Annotated in this window: 16 protein-coding genes; 8 read left to right on the forward strand and 8 right to left on the reverse strand. The window is 64.1% G+C overall.

Annotation, left to right across the window (positions count from 1 at the left end; translation table 11 throughout):
• Window positions 1–46 precede the first annotated feature (46 nt).
• Together AC0L2L_RS15515 and AC0L2L_RS15520 are read left to right on the forward strand one after the other, a co-directional pair.
• The gene (locus AC0L2L_RS15515) at window positions 47–850 is read left to right on the forward strand and encodes an amino acid ABC transporter ATP-binding protein (protein ID WP_051334165.1); all 804 of its coding nucleotides are present in this window, start codon (window positions 47–49) and stop codon (window positions 848–850) included.
• 111 nt (window positions 851–961) lie between these two features.
• On the forward strand, window positions 962–1,627 hold the full coding sequence (locus tag AC0L2L_RS15520; RefSeq protein ID WP_473579483.1) for a TIGR02117 family protein: 666 nt from the start codon (window positions 962–964) through the stop codon (window positions 1,625–1,627).
• Between the two features lie 243 nt (window positions 1,628–1,870).
• On the opposite strand, the gene AC0L2L_RS15525 is transcribed toward AC0L2L_RS15520, so the two are convergent.
• Together AC0L2L_RS15525 and AC0L2L_RS15530 are read right to left on the reverse strand one after the other, a co-directional pair.
• Window positions 1,871–3,103 carry an FAD-dependent monooxygenase gene (locus AC0L2L_RS15525; protein WP_473579439.1) on the reverse strand — a complete coding sequence of 411 codons (1,233 nt, stop codon included), beginning with the start codon at window positions 3,101–3,103 and terminating at the stop codon, window positions 1,871–1,873.
• A gap of 15 nt (window positions 3,104–3,118) precedes the next feature.
• On the reverse strand, window positions 3,119–3,364 hold the full coding sequence (locus AC0L2L_RS15530) for a zinc-finger domain-containing protein (RefSeq protein WP_473579440.1): 246 nt from the start codon (window positions 3,362–3,364) through the stop codon (window positions 3,119–3,121).
• Between the two features lie 248 nt (window positions 3,365–3,612).
• On the opposite strand from AC0L2L_RS15530, the gene AC0L2L_RS15535 reads away from it, so the two are divergent.
• The gene (locus tag AC0L2L_RS15535; RefSeq protein ID WP_473579441.1) at window positions 3,613–5,808 is read left to right on the forward strand and encodes an RNA degradosome polyphosphate kinase; all 2,196 of its coding nucleotides are present in this window, start codon (window positions 3,613–3,615) and stop codon (window positions 5,806–5,808) included.
• Window positions 5,805–7,340, forward strand: coding sequence for an exopolyphosphatase (ppx, locus tag AC0L2L_RS15540; protein WP_473579442.1), 1,536 nt, complete (start codon window positions 5,805–5,807; stop codon window positions 7,338–7,340). Before AC0L2L_RS15535 ends, ppx begins: the two co-directional genes overlap by 4 nt.
• A gap of 7 nt (window positions 7,341–7,347) precedes the next feature.
• Here ppx and AC0L2L_RS15545 read toward each other — a convergent pair whose 3' ends face one another.
• The 4 genes from AC0L2L_RS15545 to betI form a co-directional block, all read right to left on the reverse strand.
• Entirely contained in the window at window positions 7,348–7,770 is a 423-nt protein-coding gene (locus AC0L2L_RS15545; RefSeq protein WP_473579443.1) for a DoxX family protein, read from the reverse strand.
• Window positions 7,771–7,938: 168 nt separating this feature from the next.
• Entirely contained in the window at window positions 7,939–8,361 is a 423-nt protein-coding gene (locus AC0L2L_RS15550; RefSeq protein WP_473579444.1) for a DoxX family protein, read from the reverse strand.
• Between the two features lie 408 nt (window positions 8,362–8,769).
• Window positions 8,770–10,167, reverse strand: a complete 1,398-nt coding sequence (gene fumC, locus AC0L2L_RS15555) for a class II fumarate hydratase (protein WP_473579445.1) — start codon at window positions 10,165–10,167, stop codon at window positions 8,770–8,772.
• A gap of 121 nt (window positions 10,168–10,288) precedes the next feature.
• Window positions 10,289–10,939: a choline-binding transcriptional repressor BetI gene (gene betI, locus AC0L2L_RS15560; protein WP_473579446.1), complete on the reverse strand. Its 651-nt coding sequence runs from the start codon at window positions 10,937–10,939 to the stop codon at window positions 10,289–10,291.
• Between the two features lie 83 nt (window positions 10,940–11,022).
• On the opposite strand from betI, the gene choX reads away from it, so the two are divergent.
• Both choX and AC0L2L_RS15570 read left to right on the forward strand, forming a co-directional pair.
• Window positions 11,023–11,961, forward strand: coding sequence for a choline ABC transporter substrate-binding protein (choX, locus tag AC0L2L_RS15565; protein WP_473579447.1), 939 nt, complete (start codon window positions 11,023–11,025; stop codon window positions 11,959–11,961).
• Window positions 11,958–12,794, forward strand: coding sequence for an alpha/beta fold hydrolase (locus AC0L2L_RS15570; RefSeq protein WP_473579448.1), 837 nt, complete (start codon window positions 11,958–11,960; stop codon window positions 12,792–12,794). Before choX ends, AC0L2L_RS15570 begins: the two co-directional genes overlap by 4 nt.
• On the opposite strand, the gene AC0L2L_RS15575 is transcribed toward AC0L2L_RS15570, so the two are convergent.
• Window positions 12,795–13,553, reverse strand: a complete 759-nt coding sequence (locus AC0L2L_RS15575; RefSeq protein ID WP_473579449.1) for an NIPSNAP family protein — start codon at window positions 13,551–13,553, stop codon at window positions 12,795–12,797.
• Window positions 13,554–13,702: 149 nt separating this feature from the next.
• On the opposite strand from AC0L2L_RS15575, the gene AC0L2L_RS15580 reads away from it, so the two are divergent.
• On the forward strand, window positions 13,703–14,311 hold the full coding sequence (locus AC0L2L_RS15580; protein WP_473579450.1) for a TetR/AcrR family transcriptional regulator: 609 nt from the start codon (window positions 13,703–13,705) through the stop codon (window positions 14,309–14,311).
• A 97-nt stretch (window positions 14,312–14,408) separates the two neighbouring features.
• Here AC0L2L_RS15580 and AC0L2L_RS15585 read toward each other — a convergent pair whose 3' ends face one another.
• A complete protein-coding gene (locus tag AC0L2L_RS15585) occupies window positions 14,409–15,002 on the reverse strand; it encodes a hypothetical protein (RefSeq protein ID WP_473579451.1) in 594 nt (197 codons plus the stop codon).
• 154 nt (window positions 15,003–15,156) lie between these two features.
• Here AC0L2L_RS15585 and AC0L2L_RS15590 point away from each other — a divergent pair, with 154 nt between their 5' ends.
• Entirely contained in the window at window positions 15,157–16,287 is a 1,131-nt protein-coding gene (locus AC0L2L_RS15590) for a metallophosphoesterase (protein ID WP_473579452.1), read from the forward strand.
• The last annotated feature ends 143 nt before the right edge of the window (window positions 16,288–16,430 follow it).

Raw genomic sequence — 16,430 nt, forward strand, 5'->3', positions numbered from 1 at the left:
GGGGTAACGACATGCATCAAATGCAACGATAAAGGGGAATTTGGCCATGGCCACCGAAAACGCCGTCAGCGCGGAAGAAATCAAGGTCGATGCCAAGAAGATGCATATCTCGACCACCGATGTCGCCATCGACATCGTCGGCATGCACAAATGGTATGGCGAGTTCCACGTCTTGAAGGACATCAACCTCAAGGTGATGCGCGGCGAACGCATCGTCATCTGCGGTCCGTCCGGCTCCGGCAAGTCGACCATGATCCGCTGCATCAACCGGTTGGAAGAGCACCAGAAGGGCAAGATCATTGTCGACGGCAAGGAACTCACCAACGATCTGAAGAAGATCGACGAGGTGCGCCGCGAGGTCGGCATGGTGTTCCAGCACTTCAACCTGTTCCCGCACCTCACCATTCTGGAAAACTGCACCCTGGCGCCGATCTGGGTGCGCAAGATGCCGAAGAAGCAGGCCGAGGAAATCGCCATGCATTTCCTCACGCGCGTCAAGATCCCGGAGCAGGCCAACAAGTACCCCGGCCAGCTCTCCGGCGGTCAGCAGCAGCGCGTCGCGATCGCGCGCTCACTATGCATGAACCCGCGCATCATGCTGTTCGACGAGCCGACCTCGGCGCTCGATCCCGAAATGATCAAGGAAGTGTTGGAGACGATGGTTGGGCTGGCGGAAGAGGGCATGACCATGCTCTGCGTCACCCACGAGATGGGCTTTGCCCGCAAGGTCGCCAACCGGGTGATCTTCATGGATCAGGGCCAGATCGTCGAGCAGAACACGCCGGCCGAGTTCTTCGACCATCCGCGCCATGAGCGCACGAAGCTCTTCCTGTCGCAGATCCTGCACTGAGCGGGCGCCATATCGATTTCGAAAGCCCGGCCGTCGCGGCCGGGCTTTTTTGCATTTGGGCTATCGACTAATGATCGACCGATTGCAACGCGACGGAACCGCCGCATGGCGATGAAAAAACTCTTGCGCTTCCTGGCTTGGCTGGTTGCCGTTGCGTTGCTGGCTGCCGTGCTCGGCACGCTGGTGCCGCGCCCGCTCCTGCCTGCCGCCGCGGGCGCCGAGGGCACGCGGCGCATCCTTGTGCTGAAGAACGCGATCCAAACCGACATCGCCATCCCCCTCGACGACGGCGTGCGCCGGCGCTTTGCCTTCCTCACCGGTGCCGGCCTGCCGACCGATGCGCCGCAGGCGCGCTACATCGTCTTCGGCTGGGGCGGCCGAGCCTTCTATCTGGAGACGCCGACCTGGTCGCAATTGAAAGCGGTGCCGGTGATGAAGGCGCTGACGCTGGACGCCTCGGTGATACATGTCGATATCGCCGGCGCGATAATGGAACCGCATCCGGATGTCGCAGATTTCGACATCGACGAGGCGCATTTTTCGGCGCTGCTCGATTATATCGCGGCGAGCTTCCAGAACGGCGCGAACGGCCCGGTTGCCATCGACAATGCAGGCTACTCAACCTACGACCGCTTCTACGAGGCCAACGGCCATTTCAACGCGTTGGTCGGCTGCAACACCTGGACGGCGGCGGCACTGCGCACCGCCGGCCTCCGTACCGGCTGGTGGAACCCGGTGCCGGTTTCGCTATGGTGGTCGATGTGGTTGTATGATTAGCGGTCGCGCTCTCAGAATTCGCGAACGCCTCGTTCCGTCGCGCCCCCCTCTGTCCTGCCGGACATCTCCCCCACAAGGGTGGAGATCGGATGTCACGCCGGCTTTCGCCAATCTCCAACGTTGCAGGGTTAAGCGCGGCGCCAAAGCTGCTAATCTCCCCCCAAGTGGGGGAGATGTCCGGCAGGACAGAGGGGGGCGCTGTCCCGCCGGCGTAACCAGTTGACTGGCGTCTATCCCAAACTCTCAGCGCCTCGCAACCTTCCGCTCCTCCCATCCATAGAGCCAGTCCAGATCCGCCGCGAGCTTCTCCGCCGGTCGCGTCGTCAGCACCAGGTTGCGCGCGATCGCCACAGGCCCCCATGCGTGCCATGCCAGCCGATTGAGCGCGCCGCGCTTCAGCACCCTTTCGACGCGCGGTCGTCGAAGATTTTCCCAGATGGCAAGACCCTGGGCCGGATCGCCGGGGGAGTCGGCGACCAAATTGGCGAGCGTCGAGGCGTCCTCAATCCCCATGGCCGCGCCCTGCGCCGCGAACGGCGTCATGGCATGCGCGGCGTCGCCGATCAGCGCGATGCCTTCCGGCATCGTCCAGCGCCGTTGCTCGACGGTGTGGATCGGAAACGCCGTCCACGGACCGGCGAGCGCCACCAGTCTCGACAGCGTTGCCGCCGTGCCGCGCATGGCGCTTGCAAGAATGGCGGCGTCGGCATGGCCGGACCAGCCTTCGGCGATGCGCTCGCCCTTGGTGAAGGCTGCCAGGTTGAAGGCGCTGCCCTTGCTCACCGGATAGGCAACCATATGGAAACCGGGATGCAGGAAGGTGGTGACGCAGTCGGCGTCGGCGATTTGCGCAAACGCCTGGCCGGCGGCACTTTGCGCCGGGATCGTCGCGCGCCAGGCGAGTTCGCCGGAGAAGCGGCTTGTCGCAAAGCCGACCGTCCGGGCAAGCTCGGCGCGAACCGAGGACCACACGCCGTCCGCTCCGACCAGCAGGCCGCCTGCGACCTCAGTGGCTTCGCCGTCGGTCTCGACCGTCGCGGTTACACTTTGCGGGTCGACGGCGATGCGGGTCACCCGCGCGCCGGTGACAAGCTCGATACCGGGCCGTTCCGCCGCCGCAGCCATCAGCGCCGCCTGCAGGTCGGCGCGATGCGCCACCAGATAGGGCGCGCGCCAACGACTTTCACCGGACGCTCCAAGCGGCACGCGCGCCAGCTCGCGCAGGCTTCTCGCGTCCTTCAGCACCACCGCTTCCGGGCGGACCGCGTTGGGCAGCAGGCGGTCGAGCACACCGAGCCGGCGCAGGATGCGGGTCGCATTGGGGGAAAGCTGGAGACCGGAGCCGGCCGCTTCGAGCTGATTGGCCTGCTCGAACAGCTTTACCGGGAAGCCGCGCGCCGAAAAGGCGAGCGCTGCCGTCAGCCCGGCGATGCCAGCCCCGGCGATAACAACCTGCCGGGACCGTGTTTCAGTCATGATCGGGGAAAAAGCTCAGGCGGCCTGGTCGACATAGAGGCAGCCGGGCGGCTGCGTTTCCGTCGCCTTCAACGACGGCGAATAGCGATAAAGCGTCGAGCAGTAGGGGCAGACCTTTTCGTTGTCGTCGCCCATGTCGAGGAACACATGCGGATGGTCGAAAGGCGGGTTGGCGCCGGTGCACATGAATTCCTTGACGCCGATCTCGATAACCGGATGGCCGGCATCGTTCTGGAAATGGGGAATGCTACCGCCTGCCATCGTCGTCTCCAATTGAGTTCGGCCAGTGACCAGTCTGCATCTGGATCATAAAAGGCCGGTTTGCAAGATCGATGAAATCAAACTGTCGCAAAAGGCTGGCAGAGGATAAGTTGAGCCGGTTAAGCGCATGAGGCCGGTGTCGGAGCGATTCCGTGACGGATCATGCGTCATGAAAGCGTGTTAGAGCGTCTATTACGCGTCCGGCAGCGTATGGCGCGGCAAAAGAGACGACTGCGGGCAAGGAAACCATGAACGAACTGAAGCCGGTGCAGAGCGAGTTCATCACCGTCGAGGCGGCAAGCCCGGACGGCGGCAATCCCGACCGTTTCGTCAACCGCGAATTCTCCTGGCTGCAATTCAACCGCCGTGTGCTGGAGGAATCGCTGAACGAGCATCATCCGCTGCTCGAACGCGTCCGCTTCCTGTCGATTTCGGCGGCCAATCTCGATGAATTCTTCATGGTCCGCGTCGCCGGCCTTGCCGGCCAGGTGCGCGAAGGCATCGCGCTGAAGAGCCCCGACGGCCGCACGCCCGAGCAGCAGCTCGAGCAGTTGCTGCGCGAGGTCGAGCGCCTGCAGGAAGACCAGCAGAAGAGCCTATCGGCGCTCATGGCATTGCTGAACAAGGAAGGCATCGAGAGCATAACCCGCGATGCGCTCACCAAGGACGAGAAGAACTGGCTGGAAGACCATTTCCAGGAACAGGTTTTCCCGGTGCTGACGCCGCTGTCGATCGACCCGGCGCATCCGTTCCCCTTCATCCCCAATCTTGGCTTTTCGATCGCGCTGCAATTGCGCCACCGCAAGAATGGCGAGGAGATGAGCGCGCTCTTGCGCCTGCCGGTGGCGCTCAGGCGCTTCATCCGTCTGCCCGACCGCAAACACCACGTCCGCTTCATCCCGCTGGAGGAGGTGGTCGGCATCTACATAGGCAAGCTTTTCCCCGGCTATGAGGTCAAGGGCTCCGGCACGTTCCGCATCATCCGCGACAGCGATATCGAGGTGGAAGAGGAGTCGGAAGACCTCGTGCGCCTGTTCGAGACGGCGCTGAAGCGCCGCCGTCGCGGCTCCGTGATCCGCATCGAATTCGACACGCTGATGCCGGCCGCGCTGCGCGATTTCGTCGCCGGCGAGCTCGGCGTCTCGTCGAGCCGCATCAGCGTCTTGACCGGCCCGCTGGCGCTCAATCAGATCTCCGAGATCGTCGCCATTCCGCGCGACGACCTGAAATTCACGCCCTACAATCCGCGTTTCCCCGAACGCATCCGCGAGCATGGCGGCGATTGCCTGGCCGCCATTCGCGAAAAGGACATCGTCGTCCACCACCCTTACGAATCCTTCGACGTGGTGGTGCAGTTCCTGCGCCAGGCGGCGGCCGATTCCGAAGTGGTGGCGATCAAGCAGACGCTTTACCGCACCTCGAACGACAGCCCGATCGTGCGCGCGCTGATCGACGCCGCCGAGGCCGGCAAGTCGGTGACGGCGCTGGTCGAGCTCAAGGCGCGTTTCGACGAGGAGGCCAACATCCGCTGGGCGCGCGACCTCGAACGCGCCGGCGTCCAGGTCGTGTTCGGTTTCCTGGAGTTGAAGACCCATGCCAAGATGTCGCTGGTGGTGCGCCGCGAGGACGGCCGGCTGCGCAATTACGTCCATCTCGGCACCGGCAACTACCACCCGGTCACCGCCCGCATCTACACCGACCTGTCCTTCTTCACCACCGACCGGACGATCGCGCGCGATGTTGCGCAGCTCTTCAACTTCATCACCGGCTATGCCGAACCGGCCGAGGAGATGCGTCTTGCCGTGTCGCCCTTCACGCTGCGCGAGCGCATCCTGAAGCACATCGCCGAGGAAGTCGTCCATGCGCACGAAGGACGGCCGGCGCGCATCTGGATGAAGATGAACGCGCTGGTCGACCCGATCATCATCGATGCGCTCTACGACGCCAGCCGCGCCGGCGTCGAGATCGACCTCGTCGTGCGCGGCATCTGCTGCCTGAGGCCGCAGGTGCCGGGCCTGTCGGAGAACATCCGGGTGAAGTCGATCGTCGGCCGTTTCCTCGAGCACAGCCGCATCTTCTGCTTCGGCAACGGCCACGGCCTGCCGTCGGACGAGGCGATCGTCTACATCTCGTCGGCCGATATGATGCCGCGCAATCTCGACCGCCGCGTCGAGACCCTGGTGCCGATCACCAATCCAACTGTGCATGAACAGGTGCTTGGCCAGATCATGCTGGGCAACATCATGGACAACCAGCAAAGTTTCGACGTATTGGCTGACGGCACCTCCCGGCGCGTTGTGCTGGAAGAGGGCGAGGAACCGTTCAACGCGCAGGAATATTTCATGACCAATCCGAGCCTTTCCGGACGGGGCGACGCGCTGAAATCGCATGCTCCCAGGCGCATTGCTCAGTTCAAGCGCCGCAAGAAGAACGCCGCCGCGTGATTTCAGTTTCCCAGGGCCGGCTTCAGGACCGGCGGCCGCTGTCGATCATCGACATCGGGTCGAACTCGATCCGCCTCGTCGTCTATGAAGGGCTGGCGCGCTCGCCGACGCTGCTGTTCAACGAAAAGATGCTGGCCGGCCTTGGCCGCGGCATCGTTTCGACGGGCAAGCTCGACCCCGAAGCGGTGACGCGCTCGATGGAGGAGTTCCGCCGTTTTCGCGCGCTTTCGGATCAAGCCGGAGCCGAGCACATGTATGTGCTGGCCACCGCGGCCGCGCGCGAGGCGATCAACGGCCCGGACTTCATCCACCGCGCCGAGGATGTGCTGAAGACCGAGATCCGGGTGCTGTCCGGACGGCAGGAGGCGCATTATTCGGCGCTCGGCGTCATTTCCGGCTTCCACCCGGCCAACGGCATCGCCGGCGACCTTGGCGGCGGCAGCCTCGAACTGGTCGACATCAATGGCGAAGCGATTGGCGACGGCATCACGCTGCCGCTCGGCGGCCTGCGCCTGCAGGACATGGCCAGGAACTCGCTCGCCCAGGCGCAGAAGATCGCGCGCCAGGAGCTGGCGCGGGCAAAGCTGCTCAAGGGTGGGCAGGGCAGGGTCTTCTACGCCGTCGGCGGCACCTGGCGAAACCTCGCCAGGCTGCATATGGAGATGACCAACTACCCGCTCGGCGTCATGCACCATTACGAAATATCGGCCGACAGTGCGATGAGCTTCCTCAAGCAAGTGGCGAAGGCCGAGATCGAGAAGGTCAAAGGCATCGAGGGCGTCTCCAAGAACCGCCGCTCGTTGCTGCCTTACGGCGCCGTCGTGCTGCAGGAGATCATGTCGGCGATGCAGCCGTCGAAGATCGTCGTCTCGGCGCAGGGAGTGCGCGAAGGCTTCCTCTATTCGCTGCTCGACGCGGCCGAGCAGAAGGCCGACCCGCTGATTTCGGCCGCCGAGGAGCTGGCGCTGCTGCGCTCGCGTTCGGTGCATCACGCGCATGATCTCGTCGAATGGACCGGCAAGGCGTTCAAGGCCTTCGGCATCGACGAGACGGTGGACGAGGCGCGCTACCGCCATGCCGCTTGCCTGCTCGCCGATATCGGTTGGCGCGCGCATCCCGAATATCGCGGCAGGCAGTCGCTCAACATCATCGCGCATGCCTCCTTCATCGGCGTCGATCATCCCGGGCGCGCCTATCTGGCTCTAGCCAGCGCCTACCGCCATGACGGCATCTTCAACGATGGCATCGCGCCCGAGATCAAGGCGCTGGCGCCGCCGCGTATGCTCGAGCGCGCCCGCGTGCTGGCGGCGCTGATGCGCGTCGTCTACCTGCTGACGGCGGCGATGCCGGGCGTCATGCCGCAGCTGAAATGGGAGAGCCGCGGCAGCGGCGCGCTGGCGCTGGTGCTGCCGGCCTCCCTTGCCGATCTCTATGGCGAGCGCCCGGCCGGTCGCTTGGCGCAACTGGCGCGCGTCACCAACCGGCGCCTGGTGCTGGCGGTTGAAGGCGGGCCTAGCGTCTCAGTAAAATAGAGCCGGCTCAGGTCACTTCAGCGCCGATGCCGAAGCCACGCCCGTCCGCCGACCATGCGCCCGCGCCGGACATGGCGAGCGCCAGGAAACCGCCGGCAATGGCAATGTCCTTCATCAGCATCTGCTGGTGCATAAAGGCTAAAGTCGCATCGTCCGCGCCTTGGCCGTAATGGCCGATGAAGCCGGCGGCGATTGAGAAGGCGGCAAGCAAGAGCGCCACGATCCGCGTCTGGAAGCCGACAAGGATGAGCAGGCCGGCGATCAACTCGAAAAGACCCGTGCCCCACGCGGCCAAGGTCGGCAGCGGCAGGCCGAGGCCGGCGAAATAGCTGATCGTGCCGGTGATGTTGGTCAGCGCCTGGAAGCCCGACGGTACGAAGAGCGCGGCAAGCAGCAGTCGCGAGACCAGAAGCAGTGCGTTGCGGACCATATCCACCTCCTTTGCCGGTACCCGGGATTGTACCGGCTTGCGGCGCAGTTTACGCCTGCACGTCAGAAAACGAAAAAGCGGCGCGGAAAATTACGCGCCGCTTGCGTTTAAGGCTTGGTGGAGCGGTCAGGCTCGGCGACTTCGCCGTAGCCTTCCGTCAGGTAAAGCTCAGCCGCGCTTGGCGTCGATCGAGTAAGCGCCGGCGCCGGAAGAAGCGAGCAGGATGAAGCCGCCGGTGATGGCGAGGTTCTTGAGGAACTGGATCATCTGCATCTGGTCGGCCCAGCCGGTGTGCGCGACCAGACCGGTGGCGATCGTGAAGATCGCAAGCACCCAGGCGGCGATGCGGGTCTGGAAGCCAACGAGGACGGCGAGGCCGCCGAGCAATTCGATCAGGCCGACGACAACAGCCGTCACGGTCGGCACCGGCAGACCCATCGCGCCGAAATAGCCGGCGGTGCCGGAAATGGCGGTGAGCTTGCCGAAGCCGGAAAGCAGGAAGATGACGGCAAGCAGGACGCGGCCGAGCAGGATCGTGGTGGAGCTGTTGGACGCGGTGCCGTTGCCGGCTACAGAAGTGTTGGTGGACATGGCGAGTCTCCGAATGGGTTGAATGATCCGTCAGATAGACGATGGAAACTGTTCACCAAAAGCCACCTATGTGGCGACACATCGTTCACAGAAAAGATGTTCTGACATCCGCCGGGCACGCGCGAAAATCATGTCGGCGGATCGAGTTTCGGAAGTAAATTGTGCTGCCGCAAAATCCCTGTCGCTTCGTCATCCAGGGGCGAAGCAAGGAGCGAAGCGACGCGGCGCAGACCCGAAGATCCATGCCGTAACGTCAAAAGCGGCCGCCGCGGTGCAGGTTTTGCTCCGCTACGCCCTTCGCCCTAGGTAACGGCATGGATTCCAAGGTCTCCGCGACGGAGTTTCGCTCCTGCCGCGCCCTGGAATGACGACATCGCGAGGCCACAGCAGGCTGCAACAACGCGGGCTTCACCCCGGATGGGTCATGTCCTCGGGCCGCACCAGCCGGTCGTAATCGGCTTCGTTGACCAGCCCGGTGGCCAGGGCTTCCTCGCGCAAGGTCGTGCCGTTCTTGTGCGCGGTCTTGGCGATCTTGGCGGCGTTGTCGTAGCCGATGGTGGGGGCCAGCGCCGTCACCAGCATCAGCGAGCGGTTCAATGCCTCTCGTATATTGTCCTCCCGCGCCTCGATGCCGACCACGCAATTGTCGGTGAAGGACACGCAAGCGTCGGCCAGCAACTGCACCGACTGCAGGAAATTATAGGCCATCAGCGGGTTGTAGACATTGAGCTCGAAATGGCCCTGGCTGCCGGCAAAGGTGAGTGCTGCATTGTTGCCGAACACCTGCACGCAGACCTGCGTCAGCGCCTCGCACTGGGTCGGATTGACCTTGCCGGGCATGATCGAGGAGCCCGGCTCGTTCTCCGGCAGCGACAGTTCGCCGAGGCCCGAGCGCGGGCCGGAGCCGAGGAAGCGGATGTCGTTGGCGATCTTGAACAGCGCCGCCGCCGCCGCGTTGATCGCGCCGTGCGAGAACACCATGGAATCATGCGCCGCGAGCGCCTCGAACTTGTTCGGCGCGGTGACGAAGGAAATCCCGGTGATCGACGCGATGCGGTCAGCCACTTTCTCTGCAAAACCCACCGGCGCGTTGAGGCCGGTGCCTACGGCGGTGCCGCCCTGCGCCAGTTCCTGCATGCCGGGCAGCGTCTGCTCGATGCGCTTGATCGACGAGGCGACCTGCGCGGCATAGCCGGAGAATTCCTGGCCAAGCGTCAACGGCGTGGCGTCCTGCGTGTGGGTGCGGCCGATCTTGATGATATGGTTGAAGGCGCGAGCCTTGGCGTCGAGCGCCTTGTGCAAATGATGCAGCGCCGGGATCAGATGATGCGCGACCCGCTCGGCGCAGGCGATATGCATGGCAGTCGGATAGGTGTCGTTCGACGACTGGCTCATATTGACGTGGTCGTTGGGATGCACCGGCTTCTTCGAGCCCATGACGCCACCGAGCATCTCGATCGCCCGGTTGGAGATCACCTCGTTGGCGTTCATGTTGGACTGCGTGCCCGAGCCGGTCTGCCAGACCACCAGCGGAAAATGCTCGTCGAGCTTGCCGTCGATGACTTCCTGTGCGGCGTCGACGATCGCTTTGCCGACGGCGGGATCGAGCCGCTTCATCTCCATGTTCACTTCTGCCGCGGCGCGCTTGACGATGCCGAGCGCGCGCACGATCGAAGCCGGCTGCTTCTCCCAGCCGATCTTGAAATTGCCCAGAGAACGCTGTGCCTGAGCGCCCCAATAGCGGTCGGCCGCGACCTCGATGGGACCGAACGTATCGGTTTCGGTTCTGGTCTTTTGAGCGCTCACTGGAAGTCTCCGGTCTGTCGATTTGGGCAAGGGCGTATCGCGTCGCACAAAACCCTTCAAGCGGAGATTGCGGGCGGGCAGGATGCAAATCGGTTGAAGGGTGCGCCTGTCCCTCTCCCCTTTATCCGGCCGAGGCCAGGTCGATGGGCGTGGGCTGGCGCAGGGCAAGCCGCCCCGCGACGAAATCCTTGACCTGGCGCACCGCCTGCTCGCGTGTGACGCTGCCCGGCTGCAGGCCGAGCCTGAGCCACAGCCCGTCGATCAGGGCGGTGACGCCGAGCACTATCTCCTCGGCCAGTTCCGGCGAAGTGAGGCCGCGCAGGCCGGACAACAGGTTCGAGCGCATGCGCGCATGGATGACCTTCTGGATGCGCGCCAGCTTCTCGTCGCGCGGCACCTCGGCACAGAGCGACAGCCAGGCGTGGCAGAGCGGCGGCAGGAACAGGTGCTCCTCGAAATTGCCCTCGATCACCGCGTCCAGCCGTTCCATGGGCGTCCGCGCCCGCCGGAGCCGGGCGATCACCGCAAAGCAGAGCACCGCGTTAGCCTCGCGCATGGCGTGCTCGAACAGTTCCTGCTTGTTGCGGAAATAATGCAGCACGATGCCTTTCGAGGCACCGGCCTGGGCCGCGACCTTTTCCAGGGTCGCGCCGGCAATGCCTTCGCGTTCCAGAACGGCGAAAGCCGCCTGCCGCAGCTCCTTGCGGCGTATGTCGCTGAGACGCGTAAGTTTCACCGGACCGATCCATGCATGGCGAATCCATGTTGACATTTTCGCCCGCTCAGATCAATCATTGACCAATGGGACAACAATGTGACCGATTGGTCAAAATAATCGACATGAGGAGAACCGGAATGTTGCGCATGCTTGCGAATGGCGTCTGTGTCGCGGCTTTGATGCTGGCTTCCCAGGCGGCCAGCGCCGCCGAGGCCGAGGGCTGCAAAGCGGTCCGCATGGCGGAGCCCGGCTGGAACGATCTCGCCTTCACCACGGGCGTAGCCAAGGTCCTGCTCCAGGCGCTCGGCTACGAGCCGCAGAGCGAGGTGCTCGGCATCAACGTCATCTACGAGGGCCTGAAGAACAAGGACCTCGACCTGTTCCTCGGCTACTGGGATCCGGCGATGGTCACCTATTACGAGCCGTATAAAAAGGACGGCTCGATCGAGAATGTGCGCGTCAATCTAGTCGGCGCCAAATACACCTTTGCCGTGCCGACCTATGTCTGGGACGCCGGCGTCAAGGACCTGTCGGACCTGCACAAATTCGCCGACAAGTTCGGCAAGAAAATGTACGGCATCGAGCCCGGATCCAACCAGCTAATGATGGACGCCATCGCCGATCCCAAGTTCGGCCTCGACGGCTGGCAGGTGGTCGAGTCGAGTGAAGCCGGCATGCTCTCGGAGGTCGGCTACGAGATCAAGGAGAAGCAGTTCATCGTCTTCCAGGGCTGGGCGCCGCACCCGATGAACACGATGTACGACTTCAAGTACCTGACCGGCGGCGATAAGTTCTTCGGCCCGAATTTCGGAGCTGCGACCGTGACGACGCAGGTGCGCAAGGGTTACCTGCAGGAATGCCCGAACGTTGCGCAGTTCCTCAAGAACCTCACCTTCGACATCGACATGGAAAATGTCGGCATGGGCTATCTCATCAATGACGGCATGAAGCCGGAGGACGGGGCGCTGAAGTCGATCGCTTTGCACAAGGATCGCCTCGATGCCTGGCTCGCAGGCGTTACCACCTTCGACGGCAAGCCCGGCCTTGCCGCGGTCAAGGAAAAGCTTGGGCTGTGAGGCCGGCGCCATCGGACTTTCGGGAGCAGGAGGTCGAGCAGACCGCCTGGGCCGGCCGCAAGCGGATCGTCGATGTCGGTGGCCTCGACCTTGCCTATGTCGAGATTCCCGGTTCGGAGCCGCCGCTTGTCCTTGTGCATGGCTTTACCGACAGCAGCCGCAGCTTCTCCCTGCTGGCGCCGCATCTTTCCGGCCGCCGGCTGATCATGCCAGACCTGCGTGGCCACGGCGGCTCGCAGGCGGGCGAGGGCTGCGGCGTCGCCGATTTCGCCGGCGACATCGCCGGGCTGATCCGGCGCCTGCAGCTCGACCGGCCGGTCGTCGTCGGCCATTCGCTGGGCGGCATGGTATCGATCATGCTGGCCGCGCGGCATCCGAAGCTGATCGGCGGGCTGGTGATCGTGGCTAGCGCGCTGAAGCCCGATTTCGCACGAGATCACCAGCTGATCGATGGCGTCGCCGCGTTGCGCGATCCGATTTCGCCGGCCGATCCCTTCTATGAATGGTGGCATGCGTGCCAGCCGGCCGTGCCGCGGGCTTTTCTCGCCGGCCTCGCGAAGGACGCCTCCGCGATCCCGGCGGCGCACTGGCGCGCCATTCTCGAAGAAGTCGGCCGCACCGACCTGACCGCCGCGGCCCGCGCCGTGCAGCTCCCGGCGCTGATCATCGCCGGCGGGCGCGATCCGCTTTTCGGCGCGGCGCACCAGCAGGCATTGGCCCAGGCGCTGGCCGGGTCGTGTCTGGTGTGGGCACAGGATTGCGGGCACAACCCGCATTGGGAAGATCCGGCCTTTGTCGCCGAGGCAATAGCCGGAATGTTGCCTGCGGGGTGACTATCGCAACAGCGATCGGGCCGTAGGCGTCAGGCGCAACGTCTCTGCCGGTTTTGTGGCGGCAGCTCGCAGGGTTTCGCGGATCGCCTGCCATTCCGGCGAAGCGGCGAGGGCGGCCTGACGGCCGGCATGGGCACCGCCATCGTTGAAACCGGTGACGATGATGAAGACGTTTTCAGCGGTGCGCACCGGCAAACGCGGAAACGTGTTTTCGGCATGCTCGCTGATGAAGGCGCCGAGCAACCGTGCGCCGTTTGCCGCGAGTTGCGGAACCGCTTCCGCCTGGAAGCGCTCGGCAAAGCCGGCCTCAACGCCTGGCCGCAAATGATGAATCGAAATCTCAACAAAACCAGGCAAGCGGCTCTCGCCGTTCATACTTTCGGTCTCGCCGACTACCGGCCGCCGCAAACCCGACAGGTCGAACCCCGCATCCTGCCAGGCCGGCCTCAGCAGCAGCACGTCGTCGGAATCGATCATCGTCGCATTGGCGGCATCACGATGCGCTGCCCAGACCGGCCCGTCATAAAAGGCGCTCAGCGCGTCCTTTCTCGCCGTCATGTCGTCGAAACCACGCAGCCAGACGAACATGTCGGGCCGGTCGAGGTCGCGGAACTGGCCGATGACGGTCATGCCTGTCGCCTCCTGCGTTTCGACGAGCTCCCGATCGAACAGCGCGATCAGCGTTTCGCGTTTGCCGGGCTTCAGCGTGTATTGCCGCAGTTCCACCACGGGCGAGGCAGGGCGAGAAGATCGGTTCATGATCGGAATCTCAAAACAGGGTGATTGTCCTGTTTTATAAACAGACCGGTTGTCCTGTTTTGTCAATCTGATATCGTGATGCAATGTCAGGAGAGATTGCAGCGCAGTCGCGCGCGATGCGCAAAAAGCGCACCAACGATCCGGAAGGCATGCGCCGCCGCGTGCTCGACGTGGCGGAAGACTCCTTCCAGGCGCGCGGCTATCATGCCTCGAGCATCGGCGATCTGATGGCGGCGGCCGGCGTCACCGGCGGCGCACTGCACCACCATTTCCCGACCAAGAAGGCGCTTGCGCTGGCGGTGATCGAGGAACGGGTGGCGGCCGCGGTCCAGGAGACCTGGATCGAGCCGGTGCTGGCGGCATCCACGGCCCGCGAAGGCGTTCGGGCCGCGTTCATGGCGGTGGCGGCGGAGCTTGAGCAACAGGGCTATGTTCGCGGCTGCCCGCTCAACAACCTCGCGCACGAACTGTCGTTGGCCGATGATGAATTCCGCATGGCGCTCGCCAGGGTCTTCGCCGGCTGGCGGCAGGCGATCGCCGACAAGATCCGGGCCGACCAGACGAGCGGCGGGGAGGGCGGGACCGATCCCGACCGCTTCGCCGCACTCACGGTTGCGGTTTATTCCGGCGCCATGTCGATGGCCAAAACAGCGCAGGATGCGGGCGTGTTGCGGGACTGTTTGAGGGAATTGGAGAACATTCAGCCATCGCCAGGCCGACTGACGGCGAAGCGACGCCGTAGGGTGTTGCTGCGATAGACAATTCAGGAAGTTAGCGGGACAGCACCCGCTCTGTCCGGCGGGACAGGGGGGTGTGAAGGATCGCCTTCGCTTGAGAACCGAAGAAAAGCCGGCCTCACTCCGCCAGCGGCTTGATCGTCTCGAACCCCACCTCGCTCTGCGCGCTCGTCCCTTCATCGTAGCGCCGTGCCAGCACCGCTCGCAGGTCCGGCGAATAGAGCGCGGTGAAGCTGTCGATGACCGCGCCGGAATCGCCGGTGATCGTTTCGCCGACCACGAGCACATTGTATTTGCAGTCCCCGAGCTTGTAGGTGTCCTTGCCCTTGACGGTAAGCGCCAGCGTTTCGGTGCCCTTCGGCGGCTTTTTCGAAGACAGCCGCACGAATTCGGTCTTGCTCTTGGCGCCTGCCTTCAGCGGGAACAGCTTTTTGATGTCGCCGAGCGGGATCATCGACAGCCGCCCGGTGTCGCTGTCGCGGAACACCTCGATCAGCCCGGCATAGAGATATTGCGTCTGCGGCGAATCCGACTGGTATTTGTTGGTGACCGCGACCATGCCGCCGGGCGCCGGTCGGAACTCGCTGCGGATGCCGGCCTTTTCGAGCACGAAGCCGGCCTTTGCGGATTTGACGTCGACGCAAGTTGCGGCCTGCGCCGCGCCGGCGATGGCGAGCATGGCGAGCGCCATGGCTGTCGTCCGGGTTTTCATGCCTTCCTCCCCTGGATGCATGCCTCAAAGCAATGACAGACCCCTGCCGTGCTGTCGACCCAAGAGCTTTTCATGCCTTGGCATGAAAAGTCTCCAGGCGCCGGCCGGGCATTGAACTGGACGACGCGGTTCGAGGATGTTTAATCGAGTGACGATGAATCGACCTTCGCCAGCAACCGTTTCGCGCCGCATCTTCATCGCCCGGATGGCAGGCCTCGCAGCCGCCTGCGCCGTTCCGCGCACGGCTCTTGGCCAGACTGGCCGGCGCATCCAGCCGATCGACGCCACCTTTCTCTTCATCGCCGACATCCATGCCTGCCGCATGGCGAGCGGCCTAAGCCCGCATTGCGAGCAGGAAGGCAAGACCGATGCAGCACTTCTGCGCAACGTGGCGGCCCTGAACGCCATTGCCGACAAGAAGTGGCCGGCCGAGATCAACGGCGTTTCCACCGGCCTGCATTCGGCCGGCATCCGTATCGGCACGCCGCTCGGCCTCGTCACCGGCGGCGACATCACCGACGATGGCGGCGGCCAGGTCACCGAGCCCAGCGAAGGCACGCAGCTTTTGCAGTTCTCCCAGCGCTATCAGGAAGGCGTCGGGCCGGGCCGCGTCCATATTCCCGTCTATGTCGGGCTCGGCAACCACGATCTCGACCAGAACGGCTCGCCGCCGCATGTCGACTGGTATCGCCGCGAACTGCGCGACTATGTCGAGGTCAATCATCGCCCCGGCGTGTTCTTCAAGCCGCCGGTGCCGGCGACCGATTACGATGTCGACACCGACTGCTATTCCTGGGACTGGGGCGGCCTGCATCTCGTCCAGACGCACCGCTTCGCCGGCGACACCGGCCATGGCGCGCCGAGCAGCTTGCCTTGGCTGAAGCAGGATCTCGCCACCTATGCCGGCGACGGCCGGCCGGTCGTCCTGTTCCAGCACTATGGCTGGGACACTTTCTCGACCGAGCGCTGGGATCCGGTGAAACGCACATTCGACGATGATGGAACCGGCCGCCCGCATTGGTGGGGCGAAGCCGACCGCCAGGCGCTGCTGGCGGCGATCAAAGGCTACAATGTCATTGCCGTCTTCCATGGCCATCAGCACGAAGTGCCGATGATCTACCAGCGCGACGGGCTCGATCTGGTCAAGCCGAAGGCGGCTTATATGGGCGGTTTCGCGTTGGCGCGGGTCACGGCCGACAACATGGACGTGGTGCTGGGCGAAGCGGCCGGGGACCACGGCGAGATCGTCTTCACCAACGCCTTCACCAAACAATTCCAGACATGAAGAGGTCGCCGCGCGGCGGGTTCCCGGCCGAGGTGATCTCTTGTGGGTGCGGTTGCATCGGGCAACGCAATCCGGTTAGGGTTCGGCGCGGCTGCGGGCGAGCGCAGCCGGGGGGAACCGGGTTTGCGTGTTCGTGTGGCCTT

The sequence above is a fragment of the Mesorhizobium sp. WSM4832 genome (genome assembly GCF_055811115.1).

Excerpts from the sequence above, each read along its gene's own strand:
- AC0L2L_RS15530 (WP_473579440.1), bottom strand. The coding sequence starts at position 3,364 with ATGGCAGGCGGTAGCATTCCCCATTTCCAGAACGATGCCGGCCATCCG.
- betI (WP_473579446.1), bottom strand. The coding sequence starts at position 10,939 with ATGTCAACATGGATTCGCCATGCATGGATCGGTCCGGTGAAACTTACG.
- AC0L2L_RS15525 (WP_473579439.1), bottom strand. The coding sequence starts at position 3,103 with ATGACTGAAACACGGTCCCGGCAGGTTGTTATCGCCGGGGCTGGCATC.
- AC0L2L_RS15545 (WP_473579443.1), bottom strand. The coding sequence starts at position 7,770 with ATGGTCCGCAACGCACTGCTTCTGGTCTCGCGACTGCTGCTTGCCGCG.
- choX (WP_473579447.1), top strand. The coding sequence starts at position 11,023 with ATGTTGCGCATGCTTGCGAATGGCGTCTGTGTCGCGGCTTTGATGCTG.
- AC0L2L_RS15535 (WP_473579441.1), top strand. The coding sequence starts at position 3,613 with ATGAACGAACTGAAGCCGGTGCAGAGCGAGTTCATCACCGTCGAGGCG.
- AC0L2L_RS15575 (WP_473579449.1), bottom strand. The coding sequence starts at position 13,553 with ATGAACCGATCTTCTCGCCCTGCCTCGCCCGTGGTGGAACTGCGGCAA.
- AC0L2L_RS15550 (WP_473579444.1), bottom strand. The coding sequence starts at position 8,361 with ATGTCCACCAACACTTCTGTAGCCGGCAACGGCACCGCGTCCAACAGC.
- AC0L2L_RS15580 (WP_473579450.1), top strand. The coding sequence starts at position 13,703 with ATGCGCCGCCGCGTGCTCGACGTGGCGGAAGACTCCTTCCAGGCGCGC.
- AC0L2L_RS15515 (WP_051334165.1), top strand. The coding sequence starts at position 47 with ATGGCCACCGAAAACGCCGTCAGCGCGGAAGAAATCAAGGTCGATGCC.
- AC0L2L_RS15585 (WP_473579451.1), bottom strand. The coding sequence starts at position 15,002 with ATGAAAACCCGGACGACAGCCATGGCGCTCGCCATGCTCGCCATCGCC.
- AC0L2L_RS15520 (WP_473579483.1), top strand. The coding sequence starts at position 962 with ATGAAAAAACTCTTGCGCTTCCTGGCTTGGCTGGTTGCCGTTGCGTTG.
- AC0L2L_RS15590 (WP_473579452.1), top strand. The coding sequence starts at position 15,157 with ATGAATCGACCTTCGCCAGCAACCGTTTCGCGCCGCATCTTCATCGCC.